The organism is Aquimarina discodermiae (genome assembly GCF_040786235.1).
Lineage (GTDB): Bacteria > Bacteroidota > Bacteroidia > Flavobacteriales > Flavobacteriaceae > Aquimarina.
On sequence record NZ_JBFMKP010000001.1, the window covers coordinates 112,716 to 127,025 of the forward strand.

Genomic DNA, 14,310 nt, shown 5'->3' on the forward strand with positions numbered 1-14,310 from the left:
CCATACGAAATGAAACCGGCAGCAAGAATAACAGATATGCATACCTGTCCAATGGTAACAGGAACTGTTCCTCATGTAGGAGGGCCAATACTTCCAGCAGGAGAACCTACCGTTTTAATAGGAGGGTTACCGGCAGCAAGAATGGGAGATATGGCCGTTTGTACGGGACCACCAGATACCATAGTCGGTGGTTCAGGAACCGTATTGATAGGAGGTAAACCAGCGGCAAGAATGGGAGATAGTACAGTGCATGGAGGAATGATCACCGCAGGAGAACCTACTGTTTTGATAGGTGGGTAGAAAACCAAAAGAAATTGGTTAAAAAGTAAGATTAAGTATAGACGTACCATCTGATTTTTTGAAAGATGTCGTCGATTAACTAATAAAAAATTAACGTGTGAAAATAGATAAGGACTTTTTGGGTAGAGGATGGAGTTTCCCTCCCGAGTTTAATATAGCGCAAAAAGAAGTGGTAATGACCACGGGTAATGATGACATCAAAAATAGTCTAATCATTCTACTATCTACAAGACTGCGTGAACGGGTAATGATCCCTAAATATGGATGTAATCTAGAAGAATTACTTTTTAAACCTTTGGATTTGACTTTAGAAACAGAGATTAAAGATATCATCACCAAAGCGATCTTATATCACGAACCAAGGATCGATATTTTAGAAATAAATCTGGATAACACAGATGAATTAGAAGGAGAGGTTTTGATTCAAATCGACTATCAAATAAGGAATACCAATACAAGAAGTAACCTTGTTTACCCTTTTTACAAGGGAGAAGCAACAGAAATCTAAAAAAATATGACAAAGCATACAGATACGTTTTTACACTTTAGAGAAGGAAAAACACAGTCGCAGCGTTTTTTAGAAGAGTTGAATCCTGAAAATTTACAACTCAATGATCTCGATGTTGCAGATTGGCTACTTTTTGCGTTTAATTTTGCTCAACACCTTAACTATTTTGATAAAGAAAACCCAGAAATAGTAACCGCCAACTGGCAGGATTTTTTTGATCATTTTGGTATAAAAGAAACGATCAAACAGGAGCGATTAGATTTAGTAAAAGGCGATGTAATAGAAATTCCGAGAAGAGAAGAAATTACATATAAAAAGATACATAAAAATATACATGCTAAATTAGCCCAATTCGAAAAAGAAGGAACGTTAACGCCTCATTTGGTACTGTTTATTTCCTTTCTAAAAATTCTAGAGTATTCTAAAGGGCGCTTCAATAACTTAACCAAAAGACATCTTGATTTTTATTACAAAGATATTTTACAAATTGAGAAAAAAGAAGCGGTGGCTGATCGAGCCTATGTAATTTTCGAATTAGCAAAAAAAGCAGTTGAAGAAAAAATTCCTGAAGGAACTTTATTAGATGCAAAAAAAGATGCTAATGGTAAAAAGCGGGTATATAAAGTAACAGAAGATATTATTGCCAATCAGGCCCAGGTGATGGCAATTAAAAGTTTTCTTAAAGACGATGATGCGGAAGAATTAAAAATAGCACCTGTTGTCAATTCATTAGATGGAGTAGGCGAAGAGTTAAATGAAAATACCCAATATTGGTGGCCATTTGGATATAACTCTCAAGAAAGTAATTTACCAAATAGTCCTTATAAAGAACTACCAGATGCAGTGCTAGGATTTGCAGTTGCTTCTCCATTGTTAAACTTACAACAAGGTACTCGAACTGTTACTGTAATTATAAAATATAAAAGTAGGAATTCGAATCAGAAAATTATAGAGAGTTTTTCTGCAAATGAAATAAAACAAAATATAGAGGTAGTATGTAGCGGAGAAAAGGAGTGGTTGCAGGATGTTAATAGTATACAATCCGTTAAGAACGAAAAAAATGGATTAACATTTACATTGGTTTTTCCCGCCGATTTTTCTGCAATAATGCCATATACTGATAAACTTTCAGGAGGGTTTACTACAAAAGATCCGATGTTACGATTTTTGATTAAAGGAGATCGTAATTATGAACTATATGAAAAGTTAGCAGAAAAAGAAATAGAGAGTGTTGGTATTAACGTAAGTGTAACAGGACTTACCGATTTGATGTTAGAAAATGATAATGGAACCATCAATGCTAAAAAACCATTTTATCCATTTACCGCACAACCTATTGTAGGATCAAATTTCATTATTAAAAGTGAAGAAGTATTTACCAAAAACTGGGATACTATAAATGTTAAAATAAAATGGAAAAATACACCAGAAGTTTCTTTTAATAAACATTATGATGCCTATATCGCTAAAACGTTAGAAGCTATTCCCAGAGCATATTATAACGGCACTGGAGGCAAACGTAATTCTGTGGTTACTGGGGATAATTATTTTACGTCAAAAGTGTTTTTAAGAGATCGGGAAGTATGGAATTTAAAAAATAACAAAGTAAGACTTTTTACCAGGCAAAATGATAATACTTATGAGACATCATTTTCTGTTACAGGAAATTATAATGTAGGTAGTGCCGATGCCATTCGATTATCATTAAATCAATCGTTTTTACAAGAAATTTATCCAATACTTTATACACTTACAATTACAGGAAGTAATACAAACCCGCCAATACCTACTCAAGCTTATGTGCCATTAATAGAAACTATAGAAATAGGGTATACAGCATCCGAAGTAAGAAATAATACTACACAAAACGAACGTTTAAGTTTGTTTTTAGAAGATGCTTTTGGGTTTTATGAAGAGAAAAATAAACTATCAAGTATAGTTCCTGTTCACAACAATTCAGGAGAACTGTATATTGGTATTAATGCACTACCAGGACAGCAGGTTTCATTGCTGGTTCAAAATGTAGAAGGAAGCGAAAATCCTGAGAGAGCAACGTTTACAGAAACTGACGGTGTACAATGGCATATATTGTCTGGTAACCGCTGGAAAGATTTATCTGATGATATCATCACCAATGAAACAGAAAACTTTTTGCAATCAGGAATCATTCGATTTGGAATTCCCAGAAATATAGATACTAATAATACAAGACTAACAGAGGGATTGGTATGGTTAAAAGCATCCATGAATAAAGCGTATGATGCAGTATGTAAAACAAAAGGCATCTATACACAAGCGGTAGTTGCTCATTTTGAAAATCAGGAAAATGAATTATCACATTTAGAAGATGGCTTACCTGCAAATACTATAGAGAAACTACAAACACGAATACCCAAAGTAAAGAAGGTACAGCAACCCTATAATACTATTAATGGTATTTCTGAAGAATCAGACTTAGAATATTACAGGCGTATTAGCGAGCGATTACGACATAAAAATAGAGCCATTACACAATGGGACTATGAGCAGTTAATTCTACAAAACTTTCCAGAGATTTTTAAAGTAAAATGTTTAAACCATACCTCAGAAACCTCTTTTATGGCCCCTGGTTACGTAACAGTAATTGTTGTACCAGGAACCAATAATAAAAACATCTTTGATATTTATCAACCTCGTGTAAGTCAAAATACTCTAAGAAAAGTATCCAGCTTTATAAATGACTTAAACACAATGCAGGTAGAAGCAATAGTGATGAGTCCAGAGTATCAGGAAATTGAAGTAGATATTTCTGTTAAGTTTTATAAAGAATTTGATGACCATTTTTATAGCAAACAACTGGATGAAGATATTAAAAGGTTTATCTCTCCATGGGCTTTTAAATCGTCAGAAGAAATAAGTTTTGATGTAGCGATGAATCGATATCAGATGATTAATTATTTAGAACAATTAGAATATGTGGATTATATAGAAAGTTTAAAAATTTTCAAAATAGTTTATAAGGATATCCCGGAAACTTCTATAGTTGAAAAGAATAAGGAAAGGAATGAGCAGAAACAAGCACTTATCCAGGCAGATCCAAAATCAATTTTGGTTTCAGCAAAAAAACATCAAATATTCATAGCAACAAAAGTATGTCCTGATATAAACTCAGGAAAAATAAATACAGGAATAAGCAAAATAGATGTAAATGGCAGATAATAAACATATTAGTATTCCTAAAAAAGTAGAGACGAAAGACGATTTGGATTTTGATTTTCTAAGACGTGAGGGTGTAAAACATATAGAACAATTAGGAAGCAAACTTTGGACCGATTATAATTCTCATGACCCAGGTATTACAACACTAGAAGTGCTGAGCTACGCTATTACAGATTTGGGCATGAGAATGAATTTGGATATGCAGGATATTTTGACATCAGAGGATAAAAAAACTGCACATGAGCAATTCATAAAAGCTATAAATATATTGCCTTCTGCTCCTTTAACACATTTGGATTATAGAAAACTATTTATTGATATAGGAGAGAGCATCAATCTTAATAGACCGATAAAAAATTGTTGGCTGGTTCCTTATACAGAAATAATTTATACCGATTGTCGTACAGGAGATCTTGCTTTTGACAGAATAAAATTGGGCGCTAAAACATCTAGTTTTAATGTAAAAGGTTTATATAAATTATTGGTAGATACCGATGAAAAATTAGATACATGCGATCTAGCCAATATCCAATCAGAAATATTAAGGCGTTATCATGACAATAGAAATCTATGTGAAGATCTTGTTACGATAGAAGAGGTTGGTAATCAAGACGTAGCAGTTTGTGCACGTATAGAAGTAGAACGTAATGTAGATGAAGAATATATACACGCTCAAGTATTGCATACAATTGAACAATATTTTGCTCCAGAAGTTCACTTTTATTCATTAGAACAATTATTGGATAAGGGATACACCACAGATCAAATTTTTGAAGGCCCCTTATTAGATTGTGGTTTTATTGATACAGAAGAGCTTAGAAATAGCCAACTTAAAACAGAAATACGTTTATCTGATATCGTTCGTGAAATTATGCAAATTGATGGGGTAAAGCAGATTAAAGAAATTTCTATGAATAGATGTGGTGACACATCTTCTGAAGCAGACCCATGGGTATTATGTTTAGATCCAGGAAAAAAACCAGTTTTGTGTGATTCACATGCTTTTAGCTATAGTAAAGGTACATTGCCACTTAATATTAACCAAACTAAGGTAGAAAAATATCTTCAGGAAATAAAAGAAGAAGAGGCATTAGAAAGAGAGAATATAAAATCAAATATGGAGCTAACGTTTCCAGAAGGTAGTTATTATCAAATTGATAAATATGAAACTATTCTTAATGAGTTTCCTGATACTTATGGAGTAGGTAGCTTTGGTATTGTTTCAAAAGCAACTCCAGAAAGAGAAGCCTTGGCAAAACAATTGAAAAGTTATCTGCTGTTTTTTGATAAAATCCTAGCCAGTTATTTTAAACATTTAGGAAAAGTTAAGGAAGTACTAAGCGTAAACGGTAGCTTACAACAAACCTATTTTACGCAAGCTTTAAAAGATGTTAGTGGGTTAAATGAATTGCTAGGTGGAAAGTATATAAATAATGATGATGTGTTATCAAAATTGTTATTTGAAGATATTGATAATAACATTCAGAGAAGAAATCAGGTTTTGGACCACCTTATTGGTCGGTTTGCAGAACGATTCGGCGAGTATACGTTTATCATGAAAGAACTATATGGCAACTCTGTAGATGAGATCGTATTGCGAAGCAAAGAATCCTTCTTGAAAGATTATACAGAGATCAGTAGATCCAGAGGATTAGGATATACGTATTGGGAAACTCCTAAAGAACGGCTTTGGGATACCGATAATGTTTCTGGTGTACAAAAGAGAATTGCTCGACTATTGGGGATTAAGGATTATACAAGAAGAAATATATCTAATTCTCCTGTAAAAATTAATGTAATCGATAATAATGATGATGAGAGATATACATGGAAAATTATAGATGATAACGGTAGAGAATGGTTGTATTCAAATATCGAATATCAAATAGAATTTGTGGCATTTACAACTATGCAAACAGCAGTTTTTAATACGATACAAATTGATTCAGAAGATGTAGAAAATATTTTTGAAAAGCCAATTTCAGATGGGCAATTTATGGGCAATATTAGACTGTCTAAAGTTAGTGCAGAAGAATATAATTTTATAATTGTAAATAACCTTGATGATCAAAAAGAGATTGCTTTCAATAAACCTGCTTTTAAAACCCAGGAAGCCTTAAAGAATGCCATATTAGAATTGCTATATTATCTAAAGCATGATTTTACTGAAGAAGGAATTTTCTTGGTAGAGAATTTATTATTGAAGCCTACTGTCAAAATTCAAAACAAATCATTGGGTATAGGATGTATGCAAATAGGTAATACATTTTTGGTAGCCGATAATGATATTCAAACTAGTGAATTAGATTCGAATACATTTATTACCGGTTGCGAAGATGGTTGTGATGAAGATGCTTACGATCCATATTCATATAGAGTGAGTATTGTTTTACCAGGATATAGTTATCGTTTTTCTGATCCGGATTTTAGGAAATATGCGGAAGAAGTGATTCGACAGGAATTACCAGCCCACGTATTAGCTAAAATCTGCTGGGTAGGAGATAGAGGAAGTGATACTGCAACCGCAAAGAGCAATCTCGAAAATTTTGAAGAGAGGTATAAAGCATTTCTCGAATATAAATCTACGGGAACTTCTAAAGACCCCAATTTAGATGATATTAAGGAATTAATCACAAGCATGGACCAATTGTATAATATTTATCCACCAGGTAGACTATTGGATTGTAGTCAAGAGGATAGTGACGATTTAGATGGTAAAATAATCTTAGGGCAGTCGAATATTTAAAAAAATCAATATGAACAACAAATTAGCAACGATAACAACACAATATAGAAAGTTTAACGATAACCAAGCGTTAACAGCCGATCAGTTGAACGAATTTATTGATTTTTTTGAAGATCAAGATCGTTTGTCAAGAACCAGACTAAGTGGAGTAGGATTGGCTTGTGGGTTCAAAACAACTGTTAGAAGAGAAGGAGGTGAACAAGGAAAAAATCAAACAGGGATTGTAACTATAACACAAGGGGTAGGAGTTACTACAGATGGAGATATTTTGACTTTACGTGATAGAACCATTGGAAAAAGTAATGAATTAGGAGAGCAAGAAGTAAATATACACATATCTGATAAGGAGTATACACACTATCGCATTTATACAGATCAACAACAATACCCTCATTTCGATCCAAATATACTTTTATGGGAAATTCGCAATGTTAACGAGATAAATGAAGAAGAAAAAGGTGATTTTAAAGAGATTAAAGCAGCAAGCTTAAGGGATAAAATCGCATTATTGTATCTAGAGGATTATGAAAATGAAGAAAAACCATGTGTAGGCATAGATTGTGATAATCAAGGAGAAGAACAGGTAGCAAACCTTAGAGTATTACTTACTGATGTAAGAGGAGCGGGTTATATCGCAGAAGTGGCGGGAGATAGTATTTATAATGCTCAGGAAAGCTATGAAGCGTTGTATGTTCGATTACCAGAGATAGAAGTTGCCAGAGTAATTCTGTCTCCAGAGATAGATAATCCAGAAGAACTTAAAACAAAATTTGAGCAAGCTATAGCAATTACAGATTTAAATGGATTAATTACAGGAATAAGAGATATTATTTCAGTTTTTGGGTTGTCATCTAATTTAAGTACTATATTTCCAAGTAGACTAAATACGCTTGTTCGAGGCTCTCTACCTCTTAACGATTTTCAATATAGGTATGATTTACTAAAGGATTTGGTAAATACCTATAATGAAGTAAAAAGTTTAGTTCTACATCTCAAATTTCAATGCAATCCAAGCATACAATCTTTTGCCAAGCATATCATGTTAGGTCCTGTAGAAGATCCATTGCGTATAGAGGATGACGTTATTTATAGGCATGATTTTTATAAGTCACCAATTTTAGCCGATGGAGGAGAGAACTATAAGAAGTTGCTCTTTCTTATGGAGAGATTTGAAGAAAAGGTGAATTTTAGTTTCACAAAAGGGCTTAGTAGACAAATAAAAGTGACACCTTCTCAAAATAGTGTATTGTTGGGTAATAGAGCAATTCCGTTTTATTATGACGTACATCGTAATTTTGCAAAAAAATGGAATTTTGAAAAGACAAGTACGGGTAAAGAGTTATATAACTTAAGCCATGACAAAACGTATTTATCAAGTGATGTGTTTGTCCAGAAGCCATTACATTTTTGTTTAGAAAATTTTGATTTCTTTAGAATTGAAGGACATCTGGGACAAGATTATGAGTTGGTATATCAAGAAATAGACCGTATTAAAACCCAATATGGACTTCCGTTTAGAGTGGTTGCCATTGGTTTAAATGAAGAAAGTAGAGACGGTACCCCATCCGTGGCACTACCCGTAAGCGAATTAAGAAATCGACTGGCGATTATTTCTAAAGAGTTAGCTAGTGATAGTCGAAGTGATGTAGAAGCAGCATTTACCAATATTTCTATTCTAGATAAACAATTACAATTGCTAACTTTAAAAGAAGAGGTAAGAAGAGGACAACCAGGAATAGGACAACCAGGAATAGGACAACCAGGAATAGGACAACCAGGAATAGGACAACCAGGAATAGGACAACCAGGGCAGCCGGAACAACCCGTGAGAGGTATACCAGTCCGTGAAGAAGATGTACAAGCAATTCCGGTTCCCGTAAGAGAAGGTACAGAAGGAGCACCTGTACCTATATCTGTAGTAGGAGTAGAAGGCAATCAGGTACCAATTACTAGAGTACCTGCGCCTATACAAGAAGAGGAAGAAGAAATCGAAACAGAATTGCTTAGCAAGTTTATGGAACGACACGCTGGTCTGGAGCATAAGGCGGGTGTTGAGCCGGGAGGAACATTTGTATTAGTCTATTATGTGTCTACAAGAGGTACATCTTTGGTCGTAGCAGATTTTACATTACCATATATATGTTGTACCAAAAAAGATCCTGTATTATTGAGTATACCGGCGGATAAAATTTGTGCATACGAAGAGCCAATTCCGTTAGCAATTATTCCACTAGATGGAGAAATTAAGGCCTATGTAGGTACAGTAGCATTGAATGCAATTATTAAGAACGGGGACCAAAATTTATTCGACCCAGGTCGTGTACCTGCTACATATTATGGACAACCAATAACCTTCAAAATAAACGAAGAAAGTGTTGAGTCAGAAATTATGGTATACCCTGCTCCAAATGTAACGGTTGAAGCAGGAGAAATAATTTATGATGATAATAATAACAATGCTACAGTTACTTTTAATGTATCATCGACAACAAATCCATCGTTAAGTAATTTATCTTTTGAATGGGATTTTAGAGACGGAAACCAAAGTACAGCGTCTCCTGTTAATGGAATTGTTCAACATACTTATGCACTTATTCCGGGAGAAGAAGGTACTTTTAAACCAGAAGTTAGAATTACGAACACTAGGGCAGGAGAAAATAGCTGTATGACGGTTATTGATTTAGAAGTTTCTTTGAAATTGGTCATTAATAAAGATACTAAAATTAGAATTTATTTCGATAACTCTGGCTCTATGCTAGATACCATTCAACCGTTAATAATAATGAGAGATAATTTATTAAAGGATAAATTATTACCATTATATGGAGGAGATTTAGCACTTTATAACGAGAATGTAGAGGTTATCATTGTGGGAAGTGATACAAGAGGAGGTGTGCAACCAGCTAATACAACTTATACTGAAAGAACATTTGCAATGTTAAACCTATTAGAACAAACACCTCCAGAAGGAAATGTAATAGCCTTAGTGTTTCAGGATGAAGCAAATTCTGGAATTGATCCTACAAAGGGGTATCATACAGGCAATTCTATTACACCTAGAAGAATTCAATTTGAAGATGATATTACTAATTTTAGGAGAAGGTTAGTAGATGAAGATTATTTTGGAACCTCAAATCCTAATTATTATAGAGGTGTTGTTTTTCAAGTTAATGGTACAAATATGCAATCAGGTGAAGCTAAGATGTTCCAAGATTTAGTGAAAGCAGTAGAATCAGGAAATCATTCTAGTTATCCTTCAGGTTATAATTTAAAAGATAGAAGAGAAATTAGTTTTGTCTATGGTATTGAAGATGGAGAGACAGCAGAGTATTACCTTGGGAAAATAGTAGAGGCATTAATTGATCTGGGATATGATCAATTGAGATAATGTAGGGTAAGTAGAATATAAAACGGCTGTCATTACATTGGACAGCCGTGTCAAGTATCTGATAGATAAAAAACACAGGACAATGAGTACGGAATTAGAAAAAATCACCACCCAATATAGAAAATTTGAACAAGGACAGTATGTAGAACATACACAGTTTAATGAATTTCTGGATTCTTTCGAAGATCAGGATAGGTTATCCAGAGTGTTATTAAGCGGAGTAGGAGTTACCTGTGGTTTAGAACCTACAGTGATAAGAAATAGACGAACAAACCAGGCAATTGCTGTTGAATTATCTCAAGGTTCGGGAGTTACTACCGACGGGGATTTATTGACTTTAATAAAACCGCAAAAAGACCAAAAGATAATAGAAGTAATTAAGGAAACTTACCAATATTATCAAGATTATGACAATCATAAGGTTCGCTATGCTCCATTTCATAAAGATGATGGATCGCAAATAGAATTGACAGAATTATTAACGACTCCATCAAAAACAAAAATAGCCAAAAATGGAGCTATAGTAGATGAATCAAGTATAATAGAAAATAAGTATCTGATCTTATATTTAGAAAGTTATGAAAAAGATGCACGCCCTTGTAAAGGTGTAGATTGTGATAATCACGGAATCGAAAAAGTAACTAATCTTCGGGTGTTAGTGACCAACCAAGATGGGATTGATCATATTGTAGCTTCTGATACTATTTATTTAGAAAAAGACCCACGTCATTTATATGCTAGGCTCACAGAAATAGCTTTAAAAAGACCTGTAATAAGTAAGTATACCGATAATATTGGAATCATTCGAAAATTGTATTTGGCAATTTTTAGAGATCAGAGTATTCAACAACAAATCACAAACAATTTTAAACACATTACTGATTTTTTTAAAAAAGAAAATGCATTAGATGATACTTCAATATTAAACGTAACAGAAGCTTTTTTAAAAGCTAGTGAACCTTACGGATTTCAATATTGCTACACTTTTATCAAGGATCTTATCGATACTTATAATGAGATAAAAGCACTGATTCCTAAACTAACCACAGTTTGTTTCCCCAACTTTAATGCTTTCCCAAAACATATAATGCTGGGTAATCTGGATCAAGATAACAAACTGAATTATAGACATAGTTTTTACCACTCTCCTATAGAAGATGAACAGCATATTCTAGATCAAATAGAATTATTGATCAATAGGTTTAATGACCAAATACGCCGTTTTTCTAATTTTGACTCAGAAGAAGTAATTATTAAAATTACACCTTCGGATATAAGAACTAGATTAAGTGATAAGGCAATTCCATTTTATTATAAAGCAAATAGAGAATTACGATCTTATTGGGATTTTGATAAAACTAAAAATAGAATACCACAAAATAATCTGAGTTACTTTGAGAATTCGGGTTTAGTTACTGTTGGAAATCATGTTCAAAAACCATTAACCTATAATCAAGATCATACTTCGTTTTATCGTATAGAAGGACATCAGGGAAAATCATATACCGAAGCGTTGCAAGTAATTAATGATTTGAAATTTGATAATCAACTAGCTTTTGATGTGATGGTCGTTTCTTTGGCAGAACTCGATAAAAATGAAGATCAGTCAAAAGCATACTATCAGGATTACATAGAAAGACACTCTGGATTAGAGCATAAATCAGGAGTTTATGTCGGCGGGACATTTATCATGATCTATGAATCTGAGCAAAATCCTATGGTAATGGCAGATTTCACATTACCTTATTTATGCTGTAATAAGAGAATTGATATAGGCTTAGTATTACCAGTAACAGAAATATGCCAAGATGGAGAACCTTTCGAAATGACTATAGAACCGTTTAACGGAAAGGTAAAAGCGTTCGTGGGTGAGGTAGAAATTAATGCTATAGAATTAAGAGGGAATCAAAGTTATTTTAATCCATCTCTTGTACCTGATATTTATCTAGATGATATAATCACTTTTACTGTAAATGAAGAAGCTGTAGAAAATGAAATTATAGTTCGAAGTTTACCAGAAACAAATATTACAACTACGATTACGTATCCCGATGAAGTTGGTACAACAGTGACCGTAACCTATCATGGGCTAGACACTGCAAACGAATATGAGTTTGATTTTTATGGAAACGGAAAATGGGAGAAGATTATTCCAGATCGAAATGGTAATTATACCAAACGATATCTGTTTAAATTAGGTAGCGAACGGCAAATTAATGCTAAAGCATTAGTTATAAACAAGGAAACCGGTTGTAGCGCATATCAAACCATACCGATAAGTTTGTTGCCAGATATAGAAATTATTTCTGTCACCTATACCAACGGTGATTGTTGTAACGGTTTAGAGATTTCTAGCGTAAATTATGGAGAAAGACCAGAATGTTGTATCCCAAGAGATAGCCAAGGGCAGACATGTTCAATTCCATTTACCATAGTTGCAAATGAGCGATATACGCAAGCCAGAGGACGATATAAATTGAGTACATCTTCCACTTGGAAAGAGTTTACCATTGATGTAAATAATATGAGAACACCAGAGGTTGCTATTGCGGGAGTATATGATCTACAGGTTAGGATTATGGATATATATAACGAGTGGACCGATTGGTATTCATTCCCTCGTTTTACGATTGATGAATGTCCTAATGAAGCTCCGGTTGCAAGAATTTCTAGAGTTCATTGGTCTGGGGGCTCAGATTCGGGTTCGATACCTCCAGAAGGAAGTATTGATGTTCTTGTAGAAGCAAGCAATTCGATAGATACCGATGGTACAATTACCGCATATCAATGGGAAACACGTTTCGGAAATGAATCATGGCAATCTCATAGTAATACTAGAGAAATACTTAGAGTTACTTTAAGAAGAATCGGGACACATTACTTTAGAGTACGTGTTCAAGATAATGATGGGGCATGGAGTGCATGGACAGCAGCAGCTCAGTTTGTACTAAGTTTGTCAAACCAAGCACCAACAGCAAGAATAAGTTTTAAACCGCCAGAAAGAACATCTGCTATAATCACCCCTGAAGGAGGACAGTTTATAGGAGCTACCGCAGAAGGGTCAACCGATCCAGATGGTACTATTGCGTTATATCAGTGGGAAACTTGCTATGAAGAAGAAGTTTGGAAACCTTATAGTGAAACGACCAAAGATATTTCTGTTCGTGTGACAAGGGCTGGTCGACATTATTTAAGGGTTCGTGTTCAGGATAATACTGGGGTATGGAGTGCTTGGACCGAAGGGATCCAATTTGATATGATAGCGGCCTTTAGTATTAGTCCAAATCGAATAGAATTTAGCGATATTGATAGGACGCCTAGAGAAGTAACTATAAACTCAAGCGTTCCATGGCAAATAGCTCAATTTGATAGTAGTTTTTTAACAATTAATCCATTAAGAGGAACAGGTACTGCAAAAATTAATATTTCTATTATTAAAAATATAGGAGAAGATAGAAATGGAGGAATTAATGTTATTAACGACAATCAAGAATCGATAACAATTAGATGGTTTCAATATGGACCTGATATTGGTATTGGAACTGGAGGTGGCGGCTGCTTTGATCTGGAGTCTAATATCTTAATGGCAAGTGGTAGATCCAAAAAACTTAGAAATATTTTGGTAGGTGATGAGTTAACCGTTTATAGTTTTAATCCGCAATTACCTTTAGGAAATAAGGAGCTTATGCTTTTGGATGATTTGATGGAAAATGCTGTAAAAGGAACAAGTAAAGTAGTCGATTTTGCAACGAAAACAGTAGATGAATATCGTGAGATCACATTGGTAAATGGAGAGGTGTTAACCATTACACCAAGTCATCCTGTTTTAGCTAGTAGAAATAGAGAAGAAGTAGCATGGCTGTTACCAGATGACTTGAGGGCAGGAGCTTTTTTAATAGATAAAAATGGAAGATTGGTAGAAATTGAATCCAAAAGAACTATAAAAGAATCCTTAGAAGTTGGGTTACTTCAATTAGAGTCAGGAGATAATTATTTTGTACAAGGTTGTATGGTGCATAACCCAACAATTATTAGAGCAGTCGCCAGAGCAGGAGAGAGAGGAGCAATTGGGATTGACAGTAGAGATGACGTTGTGAAATGATTGCTCTAAAGGCATTGAAAGAAGTTCCTTTAGTCGTTTTCATTATTCCTGCAATGAACTAATTGGAA

The 14,310-nt window shown here is 34.1% G+C and carries 6 protein-coding genes; all 6 read left to right on the forward strand.

Annotated features, from left to right (window positions below; translation table 11 throughout):
* The first annotated feature begins 9 nt into the window (after positions 1-9).
* The 6 genes from ABW636_RS00425 (at position 10) to ABW636_RS00450 (ending at position 14,242) form a co-directional block, all read left to right on the forward strand.
* Positions 10-300 (forward strand): PAAR domain-containing protein, encoded by a 291-nt coding sequence (locus tag ABW636_RS00425; RefSeq protein ID WP_367587969.1) that lies wholly within the window; start codon positions 10-12, stop codon positions 298-300.
* A 97-nt stretch (positions 301-397) separates the two neighbouring features.
* Positions 398-808: a GPW/gp25 family protein gene (locus tag ABW636_RS00430; RefSeq protein ID WP_367587970.1), complete on the forward strand. Its 411-nt coding sequence runs from the start codon at positions 398-400 to the stop codon at positions 806-808.
* A 6-nt stretch (positions 809-814) separates the two neighbouring features.
* Positions 815-4,006: a baseplate J/gp47 family protein gene (locus ABW636_RS00435; protein WP_367587971.1), complete on the forward strand. Its 3,192-nt coding sequence runs from the start codon at positions 815-817 to the stop codon at positions 4,004-4,006.
* The gene (locus ABW636_RS00440) at positions 3,996-6,752 is read left to right on the forward strand and encodes a baseplate wedge protein (RefSeq protein WP_367587972.1); all 2,757 of its coding nucleotides are present in this window, start codon (positions 3,996-3,998) and stop codon (positions 6,750-6,752) included. Before ABW636_RS00435 ends, ABW636_RS00440 begins: the two co-directional genes overlap by 11 nt.
* A gap of 10 nt (positions 6,753-6,762) precedes the next feature.
* The gene (locus ABW636_RS00445) at positions 6,763-10,140 is read left to right on the forward strand and encodes a PKD domain-containing protein (protein ID WP_367587973.1); all 3,378 of its coding nucleotides are present in this window, start codon (positions 6,763-6,765) and stop codon (positions 10,138-10,140) included.
* 82 nt (positions 10,141-10,222) lie between these two features.
* Complete coding sequence (locus ABW636_RS00450) at positions 10,223-14,242, forward strand: Hint domain-containing protein (RefSeq protein ID WP_367587974.1); 4,020 nt, start codon at positions 10,223-10,225, stop codon at positions 14,240-14,242.
* Positions 14,243-14,310: the final 68 nt, after the last annotated feature.